This is a genomic window from Rhodococcus sp. MPR-R1B (assembly GCF_058793255.1).
The window spans coordinates 19,653-38,279 of the sequence record NZ_JBXAFO010000004.1 but is presented as its reverse complement, the minus strand read 5'-3'; the positions used below and the strand labels follow the sequence as shown (position 1 = coordinate 38,279).

Annotated in this window: 21 protein-coding genes and 1 other RNA gene; 10 read left to right on the top strand and 12 right to left on the bottom strand. The window is 63.4% G+C overall.

Annotated features, from left to right (window positions below; genetic code table 11):
* Window positions 1–59 precede the first annotated feature (59 nt).
* The 4 genes from AC1Q61_RS07480 to AC1Q61_RS07465 form a co-directional block, all read right to left on the bottom strand.
* Complete coding sequence (locus tag AC1Q61_RS07480; RefSeq protein ID WP_492651393.1) at window positions 60–431, bottom strand: hypothetical protein; 372 nt, start codon at window positions 429–431, stop codon at window positions 60–62.
* Window positions 428–946: an ImmA/IrrE family metallo-endopeptidase gene (locus AC1Q61_RS07475; protein ID WP_492651392.1), complete on the bottom strand. Its 519-nt coding sequence runs from the start codon at window positions 944–946 to the stop codon at window positions 428–430. The genes AC1Q61_RS07480 and AC1Q61_RS07475 overlap by 4 nt, the downstream gene beginning before the upstream one ends.
* 505 nt (window positions 947–1,451) lie before the next feature.
* Window positions 1,452–1,673 carry a hypothetical protein gene (locus AC1Q61_RS07470; RefSeq protein ID WP_219466160.1) on the bottom strand — a complete coding sequence of 74 codons (222 nt, stop codon included), beginning with the start codon at window positions 1,671–1,673 and terminating at the stop codon, window positions 1,452–1,454.
* A 28-nt stretch (window positions 1,674–1,701) separates the two neighbouring features.
* Window positions 1,702–2,142: a hypothetical protein gene (locus AC1Q61_RS07465; RefSeq protein ID WP_492651391.1), complete on the bottom strand. Its 441-nt coding sequence runs from the start codon at window positions 2,140–2,142 to the stop codon at window positions 1,702–1,704.
* A gap of 405 nt (window positions 2,143–2,547) precedes the next feature.
* Here AC1Q61_RS07465 and AC1Q61_RS07460 point away from each other — a divergent pair, with 405 nt between their 5' ends.
* Together AC1Q61_RS07460 and AC1Q61_RS07455 are read left to right on the top strand one after the other, a co-directional pair.
* Window positions 2,548–2,772, top strand: a complete 225-nt coding sequence (locus AC1Q61_RS07460; protein WP_003941648.1) for a hypothetical protein — start codon at window positions 2,548–2,550, stop codon at window positions 2,770–2,772.
* Between the two features lie 65 nt (window positions 2,773–2,837).
* Window positions 2,838–3,857, top strand: a complete 1,020-nt coding sequence (locus AC1Q61_RS07455) for a cobalamin biosynthesis protein (RefSeq protein ID WP_141488791.1) — start codon at window positions 2,838–2,840, stop codon at window positions 3,855–3,857.
* On the opposite strand, the gene AC1Q61_RS07450 is transcribed toward AC1Q61_RS07455, so the two are convergent.
* Genes AC1Q61_RS07450 through AC1Q61_RS07440 form a run of 3 tightly spaced genes read right to left on the bottom strand, consistent with a single transcriptional unit; the run spans window position 3,798 to window position 5,958 of the window.
* Window positions 3,798–4,736: an SURF1 family cytochrome oxidase biogenesis protein gene (locus tag AC1Q61_RS07450; protein WP_492651390.1), complete on the bottom strand. Its 939-nt coding sequence runs from the start codon at window positions 4,734–4,736 to the stop codon at window positions 3,798–3,800. The two genes, AC1Q61_RS07455 and AC1Q61_RS07450, sit on opposite strands and share 60 nt — an antisense overlap.
* Before the next feature lie 48 nt (window positions 4,737–4,784).
* Window positions 4,785–5,276 (bottom strand): low molecular weight protein-tyrosine-phosphatase, encoded by a 492-nt coding sequence (locus AC1Q61_RS07445; protein WP_007735468.1) that lies wholly within the window; start codon window positions 5,274–5,276, stop codon window positions 4,785–4,787.
* Window positions 5,263–5,958, bottom strand: coding sequence for an HAD hydrolase-like protein (locus AC1Q61_RS07440; protein ID WP_051649557.1), 696 nt, complete (start codon window positions 5,956–5,958; stop codon window positions 5,263–5,265). The genes AC1Q61_RS07445 and AC1Q61_RS07440 overlap by 14 nt, the downstream gene beginning before the upstream one ends.
* A gap of 56 nt (window positions 5,959–6,014) precedes the next feature.
* On the opposite strand from AC1Q61_RS07440, the gene cobC reads away from it, so the two are divergent.
* The 4 genes from cobC to AC1Q61_RS07420 all read left to right on the top strand — a co-directional run bounded on the left by cobC (window position 6,015) and on the right by AC1Q61_RS07420 (window position 10,161).
* Window positions 6,015–7,049 carry an Rv2231c family histidinol phosphate aminotransferase CobC gene (gene cobC / locus AC1Q61_RS07435; RefSeq protein ID WP_042921900.1) on the top strand — a complete coding sequence of 345 codons (1,035 nt, stop codon included), beginning with the start codon at window positions 6,015–6,017 and terminating at the stop codon, window positions 7,047–7,049.
* Entirely contained in the window at window positions 7,046–8,179 is a 1,134-nt protein-coding gene (locus AC1Q61_RS07430; protein WP_042921898.1) for a Nif3-like dinuclear metal center hexameric protein, read from the top strand. Before cobC ends, AC1Q61_RS07430 begins: the two co-directional genes overlap by 4 nt.
* A gap of 108 nt (window positions 8,180–8,287) precedes the next feature.
* On the top strand, window positions 8,288–9,025 hold the full coding sequence (locus AC1Q61_RS07425) for a zinc ribbon domain-containing protein (RefSeq protein WP_019748955.1): 738 nt from the start codon (window positions 8,288–8,290) through the stop codon (window positions 9,023–9,025).
* Window positions 9,022–10,161 (top strand): bifunctional RNase H/acid phosphatase, encoded by a 1,140-nt coding sequence (locus tag AC1Q61_RS07420; protein ID WP_042921895.1) that lies wholly within the window; start codon window positions 9,022–9,024, stop codon window positions 10,159–10,161. The genes AC1Q61_RS07425 and AC1Q61_RS07420 overlap by 4 nt, the downstream gene beginning before the upstream one ends.
* 29 nt (window positions 10,162–10,190) lie before the next feature.
* Here the strand turns inward: AC1Q61_RS07420 and AC1Q61_RS07415 are convergent, their stop codons facing one another.
* Both AC1Q61_RS07415 and AC1Q61_RS07410 read right to left on the bottom strand, forming a co-directional pair.
* Complete coding sequence (locus AC1Q61_RS07415; RefSeq protein WP_042921893.1) at window positions 10,191–11,426, bottom strand: SLC13 family permease; 1,236 nt, start codon at window positions 11,424–11,426, stop codon at window positions 10,191–10,193.
* 28 nt (window positions 11,427–11,454) lie between these two features.
* Entirely contained in the window at window positions 11,455–11,982 is a 528-nt protein-coding gene (locus AC1Q61_RS07410; protein ID WP_058227211.1) for a DUF1697 domain-containing protein, read from the bottom strand.
* Window positions 11,983–12,036: 54 nt separating this feature from the next.
* On the opposite strand from AC1Q61_RS07410, the gene rnpB reads away from it, so the two are divergent.
* The 3 genes from rnpB (at window position 12,037) to AC1Q61_RS07395 (ending at window position 14,475) form a co-directional block, all read left to right on the top strand.
* Window positions 12,037–12,451, top strand: an RNA gene (gene rnpB, locus AC1Q61_RS07405) — RNase P RNA component class A.
* A gap of 320 nt (window positions 12,452–12,771) precedes the next feature.
* Window positions 12,772–12,957: a hypothetical protein gene (locus AC1Q61_RS07400; protein WP_007735457.1), complete on the top strand. Its 186-nt coding sequence runs from the start codon at window positions 12,772–12,774 to the stop codon at window positions 12,955–12,957.
* 108 nt (window positions 12,958–13,065) lie between these two features.
* Window positions 13,066–14,475, top strand: coding sequence for an RNB domain-containing ribonuclease (locus AC1Q61_RS07395; RefSeq protein ID WP_007735456.1), 1,410 nt, complete (start codon window positions 13,066–13,068; stop codon window positions 14,473–14,475).
* A 4-nt stretch (window positions 14,476–14,479) separates the two neighbouring features.
* Here the strand turns inward: AC1Q61_RS07395 and pip are convergent, their stop codons facing one another.
* Genes pip through panB form a run of 3 tightly spaced genes read right to left on the bottom strand, consistent with a single transcriptional unit; the run spans window position 14,480 to window position 16,812 of the window.
* The gene (gene pip, locus AC1Q61_RS07390) at window positions 14,480–15,472 is read right to left on the bottom strand and encodes a prolyl aminopeptidase (RefSeq protein ID WP_128637910.1); all 993 of its coding nucleotides are present in this window, start codon (window positions 15,470–15,472) and stop codon (window positions 14,480–14,482) included.
* Window positions 15,472–15,909 carry a hypothetical protein gene (locus AC1Q61_RS07385; RefSeq protein WP_007735455.1) on the bottom strand — a complete coding sequence of 146 codons (438 nt, stop codon included), beginning with the start codon at window positions 15,907–15,909 and terminating at the stop codon, window positions 15,472–15,474. The genes pip and AC1Q61_RS07385 overlap by 1 nt, the downstream gene beginning before the upstream one ends.
* A 51-nt stretch (window positions 15,910–15,960) precedes the next feature.
* Window positions 15,961–16,812, bottom strand: a complete 852-nt coding sequence (gene panB, locus AC1Q61_RS07380; RefSeq protein ID WP_003941624.1) for a 3-methyl-2-oxobutanoate hydroxymethyltransferase — start codon at window positions 16,810–16,812, stop codon at window positions 15,961–15,963.
* Between the two features lie 207 nt (window positions 16,813–17,019).
* On the opposite strand from panB, the gene AC1Q61_RS07375 reads away from it, so the two are divergent.
* Window positions 17,020–18,591 (top strand): alpha/beta hydrolase, encoded by a 1,572-nt coding sequence (locus tag AC1Q61_RS07375; RefSeq protein WP_030537557.1) that lies wholly within the window; start codon window positions 17,020–17,022, stop codon window positions 18,589–18,591.
* The last annotated feature ends 36 nt before the right edge of the window (window positions 18,592–18,627 follow it).

Sequence of the window (18,627 nt, the reverse complement as noted above, 5' to 3'; positions counted from 1 at the left end):
GGTCTGTCGTGTGCGATCGAGCCAAGGAATGGTCTATAGGCTGGCGGACGAGCGCGCAGCTATGCGTAAAAGGTTCGAAAGATGGTTCCAACAAGAACAGCGCCAATTGAGCCGATTACAAGGAGCACAACGACTGTGCGAAGCACGAGGTCGGCGACACTGCAAAAAGCGCTGATGCCGCCGTGATCCTCTGCGTACTTTGCGATTCTCTCCTGTCGGGTGGGATGCCCGTAGCAAGCAATCGCCTTGTAGTGAACAAAATCAGTGAATGGCGTTGCTTTTAGTAGCGATGTCAGAAACTTAAAGCCCGGTAGGTCTACCGAATCGCCGGGGTCGCCGTGAGGCTGAACGCCATCCAGTTCCGAGGAGTTTTCGACCTCTCTCGCATTGCGATACAGATCATCTAACTCATTGTTTTCGTCAGTGCTCACCGAAGCTCAAGGCTTCTGAGGCGGTTTCCCATCGCTTCGGGAGAAACCCAGAACTCACGCGCCATTCGAATGCTGTCAAACCCGAGCTTTGACAGTCGTCGAACTTCGGCTTCCGGCATCAGCAGGTTTGCCGCAAACTTGTTTGCATACATTTCCTCGACATCAGTCCCGCAAGAGGAAAGGGCATCACGCTTGTGCGTGTAGACAGTCTTGCGCTCACCCCGCGGGGTGAAGTTGCCGAAGTAGTGCCCAAGTTCATGGGCGCAGGTGAATCGCTGACGGACAGGTGCATGCTCGTCGTTAAGGAAAATGTCAGGATCCTCGTCGGCGTGACGCTTGACGATCATCCCCGAGACCGAGGGGCCTAGCCGGTTGTTGTAGACGTTGATTCCAAGGGAGCGGGCAACGATCACTGGATCGATCGGAAGTTGGAGACGATCTGTTTCGTCGCGCATTCCGTCGAGCACCTGCTCGGCAATCTTCTGGGCAGGCCACCGCGCTGGTTCGTTTGCCATGACTCCTCCTCCGATTGCTTGTCCACAATTCATCCACAGGTATATCCACAGATGAATTTGATTTATTCCAGCTTAGTGTATATACACCCTACGACCTAACCGGCTGGCCTGAAGCGTTTCGCGTGCATCCTTGCACGTCACGTGTCGTTTCATGGCGGAGTTATCCACAGGCCGTTCTCCCAGTCCGATGAACAGGATCGGGGTGTGTATAGCGAAATTGCGAGGCCCGGCTGGTCTTCCCTTACCCTCCGGACCCTGCGGAACCGACGCTACCACTCATCGAACAGGTGTGCGAATCTTAACGTATGCGGTCGACGGAACGAGCCCCACAGCGCTGCCCGAACGGGCATCCACTGGCGGCGAACACGTGCCTCGTCGGCTGGGAGGTCTGCGGCTGCACAACTGCACACAACGGCGGCCATCGGACGCACTACTGCCGGCGCTGTGGCGAGACAATCCGGACGCCCGAGTGCTCCGGCGCGGAGCCGCAGAAGTCTCGATGGAACTAGCCGAACAAGTTCTCCCAGGGTGACGACATTCCAGCCTGCGCACGCGCGGCTCGACGATCCGCACGCCGCTGCTTACGGGCAGCTCGACTCTCCACAGTGTTCGCTCGATACAAGACGTAGAGGCCGATCGCGAGCGCGAAATAGGGCCACGCGCCGTACCCGCCGAAGAAGAGTAGGACGATGCCGATCGCGAGAAGTGTGGTGCCTAGCGGTTTCATTCATGCATCCAATCCGGATTGAAGAAGACTAGATGTAGGTCGGCTTGACGATCCGGCCGCCCAATTGCGCCTTCACGTCTGTGCATATGTTCGTGGCCTTTGTATCGCCACAGTTGATCATCCACTTCGAACCGACCAGCAGTCCGTATTCCATCTTGACCGGCTCGAAGGTCCCCACAAAGCTTGCGATGTTCTCCTCTTGCAGATCGTCGGAGGTGAAGATTGATAGGACCATCTCGTGTCCGTCGATGGTGCAACGACCCGCGTCAGTCGAGTACCTCGTCGATTTGTCCTTTGTGAAGTTCTCGCAGGTGATTCCGCCCGCAGCGAGGTCATCTGCGATGGCCTGTGCGGAGTCGTATTGCTGGGTGCCGGACCGGGCCTTGAAGTCCTCTGCGTCGCCCGACGAACATCCGGTGGCAAGCAGGACTGCTCCAATGGCCGCACCCGCGGCGAAGGTCTTCTTCATGTCAGCATCAAACCAGACGGACTGTTCGGAAACGCGCGTCGACCGAGGTTGTCTCTGCGGTCAATGCTTGAAGGTTGATTTCGCAAAGTCAGCCATCAGGGTTTGACCGACCTGTTCCCAAGTGCGTTCAAGAAAACTCTCTCTGTGGATGGCAAGGCGGTTTGAGTGGACAGAAAACAGACAGTAGGGCCATCGAAAGGGTTCGAATGGCATCGAACCTGATGGCATGAATATGCTGGTGATCGGCATTTATTGACAGGGGAGCAGCGCGTATGCGGCTATCCGAATAGGGTTCTAAACCCTCCGCGCCCACCGAAGAATTCAAGCCCCGATCTGCATGTTGACGCAGATCGGGGTTTTTTCATTTTCGGCAACGAATTGTCCGCAATACGCCATTCTGGACGCATGTCCAGTTCTGTGATCGAAGTAGCCGTCGACCCGACGCGCGTGCATCCCACCCGTCCGCACATACATATCGCCGAGATGCCCAGTCTCAGTGTTGCGTTGTTCCCGGGGCAGACGATCCGGGTTCGTTCCCAAAGCGACGCACTGGCGACCGGGATTGCCCGAGTCTGGGAAATCAACCGAATGCACCGCTTGATCTACCTGACGATCGACTGGGACGGGTAGAGCTCAGCTCGGGCAGACATGTGACGGTTGGCCAGAGAACGAGCGTCGCTGCTACAACTACGCTCGTGCAGATTTCGGTTCGTTCGTCCCAATCTCGATTCAATGCGCGAGCTGCCGGGCTTCTCCTCGGCTTCGTTGCGGATCGGGCATTCGCCGATCCGGGGCGGTTCCATCCGGTTGCCGGCTTCGGAACCGCGGCTATCGCGCTGCAGAAGATGTCCTACCGGGACTCGCGCGCGGCCGGAACACTTCATGTTGCCGTGCTCTTGGCCGGCACCGCAGGACTTGGCCTCACAGCCGAAGCAGCGTCGCGCCGGGCCGGTTGGGTGGCCGTCACGGGTACGACTGCGATAGCTACCTGGGCCGTGCTCGGCGGAACGTCGCTTGCACGCACCGGCATCGACATGGCCGCTCGATTGGAGGCGTCACAGGTCGACGGCGACCTGACGAAAGCGCGTGAGCTACTTCCTTCACTCTGTGGACGCGATCCCTCAGTGCTGGGCGAGGAGGGCCTCACGCGTGCAGCGCTGGAGTCGGTTGCCGAGAACACCTCGGATGCAACCGTCGGCGCAGTGTTCTGGGGTGCGATTGGGGGCGTGCCAGGCCTCTTCGTCTACCGCGCTGCCAACACACTCGACGCGATGATCGGCTACCGCTCCGAGAAGTACCTCAGATTCGGGTGGGCTGCGGCGAGGTTCGACGACCTGGTCAACATCGTCCCGGCTCGGCTGACCGGCGCGCTGACGGCTGCGTGTGCACCGGTGGTGGGCGGCTCGGTTCAGGAATCACTGGCAGCGTGGAAACGCGACGCAGCGGCTCATCCAAGCCCCAATGCGGGCGTCGCGGAAGCGTCGGCGGCAGGGGCGTTGGGCATTTCGTTGGGTGGTCGGACCGAGTACGCGCACGGGGTGGAGATGCGTCCCGTCCTCGGCCGCGGGCCTGTCCCGACGCCGAACGATCTGCGCCGCGCGGCGAGGCTTTCGTCGGCGGTGCAGATCAGTGCAGCTGTGGTGTCAGCGGGTATTTCAGCGGGTATTGCCGTATCGATCGGCAAGTTTGGCTTCCTGCGCCGTGAGCGGCACTGATTCCGGCTCCGGCTTCTTGCGACGGCTGAAGGTACGAGCCGGTTCGGCGGGGGGTGCGGCAGGCCCGGACACTGCCGCTTCCGGGGTCGTCTCGGCAGCGGCGTCGTCGGCTGCGAAACCGTCCACAGCTGCTTGAGCTGCCTTTTCCTTGCGACGTTCGCGCCACTCGGCGCGAATGAAGTAAGCCAGTCCGAGCGGCGCCATGATGCCGAACGCCAGCCATTGGAACCCGTACGAGAGGTAGGGGCCCGCGTCGAGTTGGGGGAGCGGGATCGTGCCGAGACCGCCGGGCTGGTCGGGTTCGAGTTGGATGTACGCGTCGATCAGGTCCGTTCCGATGAACTCGCCGATCGGCTGTGCGTCGATGGAGTAGACCTGCTTCGCGCCGTCCTCGAACATCGGAACTCGGCCGGGAGCAGTGCCTTCCGACAGGCGCACACGGCCGTTGAGAGTGACCGGATCGGTCGGCGGCGCAGCGATGGGCGGTGCCTCGGCGCCGTTGATCGGCCGAACGTATCCGCGATTGACGAGGATCGTGCGGCCGTCGTCCAGGCGGAAAGGCGTCAGGATCTCGTACGACGGCGCGCCCTCGATGGACTGCAGGCGGACGAGGATATCGGCGTCGGGCAGATAGGTACCTGCCGCGGTGATGTTTCGCCATTCGTCGTCCGGTGCGATCGTCGAATCGGCGATGACATCACCGATCGGCACGGTCTCCGCGTTGATCGAGTTCGAGATCAGATCATTGCGGTGCTCGGTCTTCGTGTTCTTGCCGAGCTGCCACGGAGCGAGCACGGTGAAGCACAGGTAGGCGAAGAGCCCGACCACAGCTGCCAGTACCAACCAACCGGGCCGCAACAGGAATTTCAGTCTTCGCACACGTCCACGGTATCCGTTGCCCGAACGGGAGTGAATTTTGCTCCGGGTTCAGGCTCGCTCGCGGATCCAGTCGAGTATGTCGGGAATGGCTGCTTCGATCTGGTCTCGAACCAGTTCGAAGTCCTCCTGATCCCCGTAGTACGGGTCCGGAACCGATTCGCCGTCCGCCTCGGGGTCGAACGATCGCAGTAGGCGCCGACGCTCGGTGGGCACGCCGAGATGAGCAAGCTCACGTTCGTGCCCGGTGTCGAGGGCGACGACAAGATCGGCGGCGAGATGATCTGCATTGACCTGCGCGGCGCTGTGGCCCGTCGGATATCCGGCCGCTCGGAGCACGACGTTGGTCCGCTCGTCGGCCTCGCTACCGGTGTGAAACCCCTCGGTACCTGCACTGCTGACACGGACTCGGTCGGCGAGGCCTTCACGGTCCAGATGCGCGAGCAAGATCTTTTCGGCCATCGGTGACCGGCAGATATTGCCGGTGCACACAAACGTCACATGAAGTGGTTCAGTCACGTGGAGTGGTTCAGTGGCGGCCATCGAGAAGTCCTCCCAGTTCGGATGCCGACGATACGGAGCGAAACGCTTGCCGCGCTTCCTCGGCGGAACCGTAGCCCCATTCGACGACGACGGTGGGGATGCCGTACTTCGCGGCGCCGAGCACGTCGTGATCACGATCGCCGATCATGAGCACGTCGGGGGTTCCGCCGTCGGCGGCGAGGACGGGAGTGATCCCGAGTGAGGTCAGCGAGTGCGCGATCACATCGGGTTTCGCCCGACGAGTTCCGTCGTCACTTGCGCCGCCGATGAACTCGAAGTGCTCGGCCAGGCCGAAATGCTCGAGGATGCGAATGGCGAATCGTTCCGACTTCGAGGTGGCGACGGCCAGTCTGGTGCCGCTCGCGCGAGCCTTACCCAGGACGACGTCCATGCCCTCGTACACCGAGTTCTCCTGCCACCCGGTCGCGTCGTAACGCTCGATGTACGCGGCGATCGCCCGATCCACGTCCGCCGGGGCCATACCGAGTGACCTGAAGGTATCGACCATCGGCGGGCCGATCACCGATGCCAACATCGCTTCCGTCGGGTCCGGATGGCCGACAGTTGCCAACGCATGTCGGAAGCCGCCGTGAATGCCGGGAGCGGAATCGGTGATGGTGCCGTCCAGATCGAACAGAACTACAGGAAAACGGTCGAGGGGTGGTGTCGTCACGGCACTCATTGTCCCGGACGGCAGGGGTGATGTCCGCGCACGGTGCTCGACCGTAGGCTGACCGGGTGAGTACCGGAACGGTTGACCTGGAGAGCTTGCGACATCACGGCGATGTCGAAGTGGAGCCCGGGTTACTCGATTTTGCCGTCAACGTTCAAGGCTCGGGCCCACCGGAGTGGTTGCGGGATCGGCTGGCCGCAGGGCTGTCGACGCTCGGTTCGTACCCGTCGGCCGCAGCGGAACTGAAGGCCCGCGAAACCGTCGCGCAGCGGCACGGGCGCCGGCCCGAAGAGGTGTTGTTGCTCTCGGGCGGTGCCGAGGGATTCGCGATGCTGCCGCGCCTGGGCGCTCGTTCGGCAGCGCTGATCCATCCGTCGTTCACCGAGCCGGAACTGGCACTGCGAGAGGCCGGAGTGCCGGTGACGCAGGTGATTCTGGAGCCGCCATTCGAGCTTCGGACCGCGCAGGTACCCGAATCCGCGGACCTTGTCGTTCTGGGCAATCCGACCAACCCGACGTCCGTGCTTCACCCCAAGGCCGATGTGTTGGCATTGCGTCAGCCGGGCCGGATCCTGGTGGTGGACGAGGCCTTCGGCGACGCGGTCCCCGGCGAAACGGAGAGCATCGCCGGTGTCGAGTCGGCGGATGTACTGGTCCTTCGGAGCCTGACCAAGACGTGGGCGCTCGCCGGATTGCGGTGTGGATACGCGATCGGCTCTCCCGATCTTCTGGCTCGACTCAGTCACGGCCGAGCCCACTGGCCATTGGGCAGTCTGCAGATCGAGGCCATCACGGCGTGCTGCGAACCGTTTGCCGTCGAGCAGTCGAGGATCAAAGCCGACGCGATTGCCGCAGACCGCCAAGACATGTCCCGGCGACTGACCGAGATCGGGATTGCCGTGCACGAACCCGCTGCGGGGCCGTTCGTGCTCATCGACGTCCGTGACGGCGCCTCGATGCGAGAGCACCTGCGTGCCCGCGGTATCGCCGTCCGCCGGTGCGACACCTTTCCCGGACTCGGGCCCGATCAGTTGCGCGTTGCCGTCCGTCCAGCCGAGCAGGTCTCGGTACTGATCGAAGCGATGAAGGAGATCTTGTGAGCGGCCCAATTCTTGCGGACGTCATAGCCGTGCTGGAATCTGCTTATCCGCCCGCCCTGGCGGAATCGTGGGATTCGGTCGGTCTGGTCTGCGGCGATCCTGCGGACGCGGTGACGAGAGTGGTTTTCGCGGTGGATCCGACCGAGGCAGTGGTCGACGACGCCATCGCCTCCGGTGCCGACCTTCTGGTCGTTCACCATCCACTTCTGCTGCGTGGGGTGGACACCGTCGGTGCTCACACACCCAAAGGTGCGTTGGTCCACAAGCTCATCAAGGCGGGGTGCGCACTGTTCTCGGCGCACACCAATGCGGACTCCGCCGACCCCGGAGTTTCCGACGCGTTGGCGCAGGCTCTGGGCCTGACCGTGCTGCGCCCGATCGAACCCAAGCCGACGCAGCCGCTCGACAAGTGGGTCGTCATGGTTCCGGTGGAGAATGCATCGGCCGTGCAGGATGCACTTTTCGAGGCCGGGGCTGGGCGGATCGGCGACTACAGCCAGTGCAGTTGGACGGTCACCGGTACGGGTCAGTTCTTGCCAGCCGACGGTGCGAATCCGACGATCGGGACTGTCGGCGCTGTGGAGCAGGTTCGCGAGGATCGTGTGGAAGTGATTGCCCCACGCGGAAAGCGAAGTGCGGTGCTGGGCGCATTGCGTGCCGCCCACCCGTACGAGGAACCAGCCTTCGATGTCTTCGAACTCGCAGCGTTCCCCAGTTCGCTCGGTCTGGGGCGGGTGGGTGAGCTCGAGCACCCCGAAACATTGCGAGAGTTCACGGCGCGAGTGGCGCGCTCACTGCCCTCGACCGAGTGGGGTGTTCGCGCTGCCGGAGATCCGGACGCGACCGTTCGTACCGTGGCGGTGTGCGGCGGTTCCGGCGACTCGTATCTCGACGTGGTGGCGGCACTGGGCGCCGACGTCTACGTCACTGCGGACCTGCGGCATCATCCCGCGGACGAGCATCTACGCGCCGGTGGCCCGGCTCTGGTCGACGTCGCGCACTGGGCGAGTGAATACCCGTGGTGCGCACAGGCGAAATCGGTGCTCGACGCCGCGTTTGCCCACAATCCGGAGTGGGAAAGCCGGGTTTCGACAATTCGCACCGATCCGTGGTGTTTGAGTGCGCATTAGTGCAGCGCTCTGCAAGGTACGGTTGCACGAACAATTCAAGAGCAGTTCTTCGAGAGCCGTCCTTCGCGAGCACTGCCGACATCGGACTTACAGCAGGAGTTATACAGCGTGAACGTCGAACCACAGGTGCAATCCAAGCTTCTCGACCTCGCCGGGGTGGATGCTGAGCTCACTCGGATCACCCACCGACGCGGAGCGCTTCCCGAGCAGCAGGAAGTCGAACGTCTCGAGGCCGAGCGAATCAGCCGTAAAGACGCGTCCGTAGCCGTCGAAATCCAGATCGACGACATCGATCGCGACATTCGCAAGCTCGAAGGCGAGGTCGACGCGGTTCGTCAGCGCGAGGATCGTGACCGCACACTCTTGCAGAGCGGGTCGGTCGGGGCGAAGCAGCTCACCGAACTCGAACACGAACTCGGCAGCCTGGTCCGGCGTCAGGGGCTCCTCGAAGACGAGTTGCTCGAAGTGATGGAGCAGCGTGAGGCGTTGCAGGCCGATCACGATCACGCCGGTGCCCAGCTGTCCCAGGCCGAAGAAGAGCTGATCGACGCCAAGCGTCGCCGCGACGATGCCGTCGCTGATCTGGACAAGGCGCAGGAGCGTTGCGCCGCCGATCGTGAACGACTCGTCGGTGAATTCCCCGCCGATTTCCTTGCTGTCTACGAGAAGCAGCGCACCCTGGGCGGACCGGGCGCGGCGCTTCTGCAGGCACGCCGATGCGGCGCTTGCCGGATCGAGATCGACCGCGGCGAGATCTCCCGAATCGCCGCGACACCGGCCGACGTCGTAGTTCGTTGCCCAGAGTGCAATGCAATCATGGTGCGTACCAAGGAGTCCGGTCTGTGACTCTCTCGCAGGTCATCGTCGAGGCGGACGGTGGATCGCGCGGCAACCCCGGCCCGGCCGGCTACGGCGCCGTGGTCTTCGACGCCTCGCGCTCGGTGTTGGCCGAACGCAAGGAAAGCATCGGTATCGCGACCAACAACGTCGCCGAGTACCGCGGACTGATCGCCGGGTTGACCGCTGCCGGTGAACTCGGCGCGTCGACGGTCGACGTCCGCATGGATTCCAAGTTGGTCGTCGAGCAGATGTCCGGGCGCTGGAAGGTCAAGCACCCGGACATGATTCCGCTGCAGCGGCGCGCTGCCGAGCTGGCGACGCAGTTCTCGCGAGTGACCTACACGTGGATTCCTCGCGGCGAGAACTCTCATGCCGATCGTCTTGCCAACGAGGCGATGGACGCGGCTGCCGGCATCGAAACCGGCCCAGTCGCACCTTCGGCCCCCGCACCTGCTGCACCTGCCGCGCCGTCCGAAGAGACGTCGGAGCCGCAGATCGCCGGCTCTCCGGGATGGATCGCCACCACCGGCAAGCCGACACGAATGTTGTTGCTACGTCACGGACAGACAGCGATGTCGGTCGATCGCCGGTACTCCGGACGCGGGAATCCGGAGCTCACGGAACTGGGCCGCGCGCAGGCTGCCGGCGCAGCCGGACGCTTCGGGAACCGAGGCGGTATCGACGCCATCGTCTGCTCACCCCTCGGCAGAACCCGTGAGACGGCAGAGGCATCGGCCCGCGTGCTCGGTTTACCCGTCGTCGAGCACAAGGGTTTGATCGAAACCGATTTCGGCGACTGGGACGGACTCACGTTCCGCGAGGCAGCCGAGTGTGACCCGGACCTGCATCGCAAATGGCTCTCGGACACTTCGGTGCGTCCACCGGGCGGCGAGAGTTTCGACGAGGTACGCGAACGAGTCGTCGCCGCGCGTGACGACCTGATCTCGACCTACGGCGGCGCGACGCTGTTGGTCGTCTCTCACGTCACCCCGATCAAGACTTTGGTGCAGCTGGCCCTCGATGCCGGGCCGTCGTTGCTGTACCGGTTGCATCTGGATCTGGCGTCGCTGAGTATCACCGAGTTCTATCCCGACGGGGGAGCCTCGGTCCGGTTGGTCAACGACACGTCACACCTTCGCTGAAAGAGCCCCGACGGCTGATCAGCCTCTGATCAGATCACCAACCACAGGGCACTCACGGCGGCGAGCAATGTCAGTGGCGTCGTGATGACCCCGAGCAGTGTGAATGTCGCCAGCGTGGGCGGTGCGCCCGCGCTGGTGGCGACTCGTCGCCAGAGCATCGTTGCCAGTGAGCCCACGTAGGTGAGGTTGGGGCCGAGGTTGACGCCGATCAACATCGCAAGCACCAGCGCTGGAGGTGCCGCCGTTCCGAGCGCTGCGATCATCAGCAAGGTTGCCGGCAGGTTGTTGACGAGATTGGACGCAACCGCCGCTACCGCGGCGACAAAGAGCAGTGAGCCGTAGCTGGTGTCGCCTGGCAGGATCTGCGCAATCCATTCGCCCACCGGCCCGTTCGCGACTCCGGCGACGATGATTCCGAGAACCAGGACGAACGCGCAGAACCAGAGGTCGGCAGCGTAGAGCATCTTGGCGGCGGTCGTACGGTGCCGAGCCAGAGCGATCGCTCCCAGGACACTCGCACCCACCACCGCGATCCAGGCGGGCTCGATCCCGAAGAAACCCGAAACCGCGAAACCGAGCAGCGTCATTCCGATCACCGTCAGCGGCAGAATCGGCGCAGGCGCAGATCTGGCTGCCACCGGCGGTTCGGCGCTGTCGCCCCGCGCGAGTTCCGAACGGAAGAACAGTCGAAAAATCAGGTACTCGACAGCGATCGTCACGACCCACGGCAACGCCATCAATGCGGTGAAGTGCAAGAACGTCAAACCTGTTGCGGCAAACGCGATGAGGTTGGTCAGATTCGACACCGGCAGGAGCGTCGACGCCGAGTTCGACAGGTGCGCACTGGCATAGGAATGGGGCCGCGTACTTGCTCCGATGGATCGTGCGGCCGCGATCACCGCGGGTGTCAACAGCACGACGGTGGCGTCGAGGCTCAGGACCGCCGTGGTCAGGGCAGCGGCGCCGAAAACGTAAATCAGCAACCGGTGTGGATCCGCGAGGGATCTTTGCTGCAGGATCTGGCTGACCCAGCGAAAGACGCCGAGAGCGTCCGCGGCATGAGCGAGAACCAGCACGGCAACCAGGAAGACGACGGTGGGTGCCATGCTCGTCAGTTCTTCGCGGGCTTCGTCGAGAGTTACGACGCCGGTCAGGAGAACGACGACAGCTGCCGGCCCGGCGATGACGATCTCGGGAAGCCCGCGTGGACGCACTATCGCGAAGACGAGGACGAGGGCGACGAGCAGGATCGGTAGAAGAGTCACGCGATGGTGCTCCGTGTCGGGGCGAGCGTCATTTGAGCAGTTTGTAGAGCGTGTTCAGGTTTCGGGTTGTGGTGAACGCCTTGAACTTCGGTTTTCCGGTGTTCCTGCCGAACGCGCTCTTGACGGTCTGCCCCTTCTCGACCTCCCAGTACAGGACTCCGTCGCCTGCCGCCACACGCTCGACCGAGGCATCGAGTTGCGCTGCCGCAGTGCTCAATTCCTCCAGGATTTCCGGCTCGGAGGCAACCATCGCATAAGCGTGCCAACCCTCGCGTTCGCGCTCGAACGGGTAGTTGTCCACGATCGCCTGCAGTGTCGGAATGTCGAGGACGAACACCCAAGCCTCGTAGCCGAACTCGCGGGCAAGGGCGGATTCGATCTGTTTCTTCAGCGTCGGGATGTCGGTGCTCGGACTGTCGAACAGAACGTTGCCTGAGGCCAACACGGTTTTCACCCCTTGGAATCCGAGGTCACCGAAGACTCTCGCCAGGTCCGCCATCTTGATGTTGATGCCGCCCACGTTGATACCGCGTAGCAGGGCCACGTACCGAGTCATACGGTGACCATAGTGCCGGCCACCGACAGGCGCCCGGTAGCATACGGGGGCGGACGAGTTGGCCGGGCGGCCGCGGCTTCTGGAACCAGCGCGTATCGCGCACAGGCCTGGGGCCGAGGAAAGTCCGGACTCCACAGAGCAGGGCGGTTGTTAACGGCAACCCGAGGCAACTCGCGGGACAGTGCCACAGAAAACAGACCGCCTGCCTTTCGAGGCAGGTAAGGGTGAAACGGTGCGGTAAGAGCGCACCAGCACCTCGGGTGACCGGGGTGGCTAGGTAAACCCCGCCCGGAGCAAGGTTGAAGGTCGCATCGCTCGCGGTGCGGCTGCGCAGGTGTTCGAGGGCTGCTCGCCCGAGCCTGCGGGTGAACCGCTCGAGGCACCCGGCGACGGTGTGCCCAGATGGATGGTCGCCACTCGGCACTTCGGTGCCGCAGGACAGGATCCGGCTTACACGCCGACTCGTCCGCCCGCGATCTGCAAGAGAGCACAAAGAAGACCCCCACCGGATCGGTGGGGGTCTTCTTTATGGTCGAAAGCTGTCAGACAGGCTTGATGACCAGCAGCGTAGCCCAGTACGTTGCCGCGTCATGGCCCATGAGCGGGAGGAGGTAATCGTAAAGAATTGCGGACATGCGCACTCCATTTTCTGTTCGTAGCTTGTGTTGGGCATTCAAGCAGAACTCACCGTTCGAATGTCCGGTTCTCACCTGCCAGGCCAAGTAGAAAGAATATCAGTCTCACAGCGATCTACAAGCTTCTATCTCACTCTGATGTCACACTGTGGATATGACTGATGAAGATCGACTCTGGTACTTCGACGTGTCCGACGGTTCCGTCACGCAGGGAAAGGGTGCGTCCTCGCTGACGAGGATGGGGCCGTACCCTGATCGGGACTCTGCCGAGCATGCGTTGAAGATCGCTGCCGAACGCAACAAAGCCGCCGATCGGGCAGACGAAGACTGGAACAACTGAGACTTGGAATAACTGAGACTTGGAACAGCTGGGACTCGAACAACTGGGACCGGTACTGCTGCTACACCGGCCCGAACCGATCATGGAGGATGCGTGCCCGCAAGTCGAATGATGGTGCAGGGAATCGACTTCGGAGTGGTTCGGGCGGAGTTCGACTTGCCAGGAGCATTCTCGGCTGCGGCGCAGGCCGAGGCCGAGAATGCCGTGGATCGTTTCGGTGCCGGGCGTGTCGACGAAACGGGTATCGCCTTCGTGACCATCGACCCTCCCGGATCGATGGACCTCGACCAGGCAGTGCACATCGAGAAGATCTCGACCGGGTACGTCGTGCACTACGCGATCGCCGACGTCGCGGCGGTGGTGACGCCGGGTGGCGCTCTCGACATCGAAACCCGCAAGCGGGGCCAAACCTTCTATCTCCCGGACGGTTCCGTCCCGCTGCATCCCCGAGCGTTGTCGGAGGGATCGGCGAGTCTGCTGCCGGACGTGGTTCGTCCCGCCGCGCTGTGGCGGATCGAACTCGACGCGCAGGCCGAGCCGACGTCGTGGCAGGTGAGACGCGCTCTGGTGAAATCGGTGGCACGTCTGGACTATTCGACCGTGCAGCGCGATGCCGACGCGGGAACCTTGCATCCGTCCATCGCCGCACTACCGGAGTTCGGACGATTGCGCAGTGTCTCGGCGGTTGCCAGGGGTGCCATCGAGCTGAAACTGCCCGAGCAGTCAGTGGTTCGGGATCAGCCGGAGGACGAGTCCTCGGCTCGCTGGCGGATCGAACTGGAGCCACGTACCGAAGCGGACGACTGGAACGCAGAAGTGTCGCTGCTGACCGGGATGTGTGCCGGCCGCATGATGATCGACGCAGGTATCGGGTTGCTTCGCACGCTGCCGCCGGCCGAGGAGTCCGCGGTTCGGACCTTGCGGAGAACTGCAGTGGCGCTGGGTATCACGTGGCCGGAGGGGCAAAGCGTCGGGCAGATTCTTGCCGGACTCGATTCCAACGAGCCGTCGACTATGGCGCTGATGTCGGTTGCACCGTCGTTGCTGCGCGGCGCAGACTACGCGGCCTTCGACGGCCGACTACCGGAGTTGACGGTGCATGCGGGGATCGGAGCGCCCTACGCTCACGTGACTGCTCCGCTGCGGCGGCTGTCCGACCGCTTCAGCACCGAGGTGTGTCTGGCGATCACAGCTGGTACGCCGGTACCGGAATGGGCGCGCACTGCACTTCCCGAGCTGCCCGACATCATGAGTGGGTCCGACTCACTGGCGAACAAGGTCGACCGTGCGTGCATCGATCTGACCGAGTCCACGCTGCTCGACGGCCGGGTCGGCGAGGTCTTCGACGCAGTGGTGATGCGCGCCAAGGACGGAAAGCGCTCGGCGGAAGTGTTTGTCCCGTCGGTCGCGGTGATTGCGAAATGCGTCGGAACGCCCGACGACGGTGAGCGCGCAAAGGTGCGACTCACCGCCGTCGACACCGTCAAACGGACGGTGGAATTCACGTTCCCGGCGTAGGGAGTTACCGGTAAGAATCGGTGGCTTCCACCAGGTGATGCATGATGCCGGGCTCCATCGCGGAGTGTCCCGCGTCGTCGACGATCACGAGCTTGGATTCGGGCCACGCCTTGTGCAGCGCCCAGGCGCTGGTGGCGGGGCAGACGACGTCGTAGCGGCCCTGGACGATCGTCCCCGGAATGCCGTGCAGTGCGGAGCTTTTGCGTAGGAGCTGACCCTCGTCGAAGAATCCGCCGTTGACGAAGTAGTGGTTCTCGATACGGGCGAAGGCCAAGGCGAATCGGGTCTCGGAGTTCTGTTCGATCTTGTCCGCCTGTGGGTACAGGTAGCTCGTCGATCCTTCCCAGGCCGACCAGGCGATCGCTGCCCGGGCTGCGACGTCGGGGTCTTCGGAATGGAGCAGTTGGTGATAGACCGCGACGAGGTCTTCGCCGCGCTGCGCCTCGGGTACCGGTTCGAGGAATTTGTCCCAGCGCTCCGGGAAGATGTTTCCCGCGCCGCCGTTGTAGTACCAGTCGATCTCGCTACGACGCAGGAGGAAGATCCCGCGCAGGACCAGCTCAGTGACGCGCGTGGGAAACGTTTCGGCGTAGGCGATGGACAGCGTGGAACCCCAGGACCCGCCGAAAACCATCCACTTGTCGATCGAAAGATGTTCACGCAGGGCTTCGATGTCGGCCAGCAGCTTGTCCGTCGTGTTCACCGACAGGTCGGCGCCGTCGGCAACGTGAGGGGTGGACCGCCCGCAGCCGCGCTGGTCGAGTAGAACGATGCGGTATGCGGCCGGATCGAAGAACTGGCGTACCGCCGGTTGCGCACCACCGCCGGGGCCACCGTGCAGGAACACCACCGGCTTGCCGTCCGGATTTCCGCTGACTTCCCAGTACATGCTCTGGCCGTCACCGACATCGAGGAAGCCGGTGACGAAAGGCTCGATCGGGGGATAGAGACTCCGCAGAGTCGACGGCTGCCCTGAAGTGGCTGACGTGTCGGTCATCAGAAGCCCACCAGGCCGGAAGCGAGATCGGGGATCTCGAGTGCGGAAATCGCGCCGCTCCGGACGTCGGGGCACGCGGCTGAGGTTGCCGCGTCGATGCTTTCGCGGTTCTGGGCGAGATCGAGCAGGTTGATGCCGTTCTGCGTCGCCCACGTGATGACGATCGTGTTCAGTCCGCCCTTGCCGAGCGTCGGGGTGACGGTCCGCCAGTTCTGCAGCTGCCCTTCCATATCCGAGCACAACTGCTGGACTTGAGCGTCGGTGAACGTCGAACCGGACGCGGTTGTTGCCGGCGCCGTCGTGGTGGAACTCGCGGGCGTAGTGCTGCTGGGCGCGGGAGAGTTGGTGGACCCTCCCGCGCATCCGCTCAGCACCGTGACGAGAGCTGCCGCGCCGACTACAGCTGCGGCAGTAGAACTTCGACGGTTACCGATCATTGAACGCACCCCTGGCTGGTTGAGAGACAGGCGGCGTTCGCCGGTCTCGGATCAGAAACTGTGTTCTGCGGCCGGGAAAGCGCCAGTGCGAACTTCTGATGCATAGGCTGCGGCTGCGGAACGCAGTTCGTCACCGACGTTACCGAAACGCTTGACGAACTTGGCTGTCTTACCGCTCGTGTAACCCGCCATGTCCTGCCAGACGAGTACCTGAGCGTCGCATTCGGAACCGGCCCCGATGCCGACGGTGGGGATGGTGAGTTTGCGGCTGACCTGGCCCGCAATCTCGGCCGGAACCATTTCCATGACGACGGAGAACGCCCCGGCTTCCTGGACTGCAATGGCGTCCGCCACAAGCTGCTCGGCCGCGTCGCCGCGACCCTGGACGCGGAATCCGCCGAGCGAGTTCACGCTCTGCGGGGTGAATCCGACGTGTGCCATGACGGGGATGCCGGCCGAGGTGATTGCCGCGATCTGCTTGCTCATCCGCTCGCCGCCTTCGAGTTTGACGGCGTGCGCGAGGCCTTCCTTCATGAACCGTGTGGCAGTCGCCAGGGCCTGCTCGGCGGAACCCTCGTAGGTGCCGAAGGGGAGGTCGGCGACGACGAGTGCGTGCGGCGCGCCGCGAACGACGCCACGCACGAGCGGGAGCAGTTCGTCGACGGTGATCGGCACGGTGGTGTCGTAGCCGTAGACGACGTTGGCGGCAGAGTCGCCGACGAGCAGCACCGGGATGCCTGCGTCTTCGAAGATGCGTGCCGTGGAGTAGTCGTAAGCGGTGAGCATCGACCAGCGTTCGCCGTTCTGCTTCATCTCGGCGAGGTGGTGAATGCGCGTCTTACGCTTCGGTGCATCGGTAGAGCTTGCAGTGGGTACAGAACCGTAGAGAGGTGTTTCGGACATCGTTGTCCCTTTCTGGCCTCGAGGCCCTGAGCGTTGATCGCCTTCGGGTCCCCGGGTGTGGGTGATGACGTGTTCAGTCTGCCACCGGACATCGCCGACACGAATAGTTGACGGGGTGCAATGGGTCACATCACCGCGCGCGTATCAGGTAGGTGCCGAGACGAGGCGAACCGCTGGCTATCGCGGTTTCCTGGCACCATCGATGGCATGTCGAAGTTCGTTCGCCTCTCCGGTGCCCTCGCCGGAAGCGCAGCAGTGCTCGTGTTGGTTGTCGGTTGCACCAGTTCGGAAGGCACGCCCGAATCAGTGGAACCTGCTGGTTCTGCCGCGTCCGCGGTGCCGTCCGGCCTCGAGAAATTCTACGAGCAGACGCTCGACTGGGGTTCGTGCGACCAATTTGTCGAAGAAGGAACTGCGCCGCTGGGGCGTGGGGTCGACTGCGCCGAGGTGAGCGTTCCCGTCGACTACGCGAATCCGAACGGCGACACCGCGAAGGTGGTGATCTCGCGTTCGAAGGCTACCGGCGACCGCATCGGCTCACTGTTGCTGAACCCCGGCGGGCCGGGTGGGTCCGGGCTGTCGATGGCGACCTCGGGTTCGGGCACCGAATTGCAGGAACGTTTCGACATGATCGGCTTCGATCCGCGGGGGATCGGGGCGTCGACCCCGCAGGTTCGGTGTTTGACGCCGGAGGAGACCGACGCGGAGCGTGCGGAGGTCAACGTCGACATGACGCCGGAGGGCATCGCTCTCGCCGAGGCGGACAGCAAGGACTACGCCGCCAAGTGCGCTGAGCGGACCGGTACGGAGTTCCTCGCTCATGTCGGTACTTACGAGGTGGTGCGAGATATGGACGTCATTCGGGGCGTTCTCGGCGATCCGAAGATGAACTACCTCGGGTTCTCGTACGGGACCCGGCTCGGATCCACGTACGCGGAAACCTTTCCGCAGAACGTCCGAGCGATGGTCCTCGACGGCGCGCTCGACCCCGAGCAGGATCCGGTCGACGAAGTGGTCTTGCAGGGGCAGGGCTTCCAAGGCGCGTTCGACGCCTTTGTCGCCGACTGTGTCTCGCGAACGGATTGCCCGCTGGGTGATGATCCGGCGCAGGCGCAGGCACGCTTTCAGGCACTCGTCGATCCGTTGATCGAGAAGCCGGCACAGACCACCGATCCGCGCGGGCTGAGTTATTCCGACGCGATCACGGGCGTGCAGCAGGCTCTGTATTCGCCACAGTTGTGGACGCCGCTGCGTGGGGGCCTGTCGAGTCTGGCCGACGGACGCGGCGATTCGCTGCTCAATCTCGCCGACATGTACGAAGGCCGTGAGGATGACGGCAGCTACTCCAACATCAACGACGCGTTCAACGCCATTCGCTGCGTGGACGATCCGGCAACCACCGACCGCGCCGAGGCGGGCGAATCCGACACTCGGTACCGCGAGGCGGCGCCGTTCCTCGACGACGGCCGCGGGACGGGTCAAGCGCCGCTCGACCTGTGCGCGTTCTGGCCCGTTCCGGCTACCGGCAGCCCTCACGCGCTCGACCCCCAGGCGCTCGCTGACGCCGGTCTGCCGCAGCTGGTCGTCGTGTCCACGACGCAGGATCCGGCGACCCCGTATCAGGCCGGAGTGGATCTCGCGAAGCAGTTGGGCGCTGCTCTGATCACGTTCGACGGAACCCAACACACGGTGGTTCTGGACGGAAACTCCTGCGTCGACGATGCCGTCGTCGACTACTTCGTTTACTTGAAGGCTCCGGAAGAGGGTCTGACATGTTAACCGGCGCGACGCCGTACGCTGCGCCTATTCGATGGT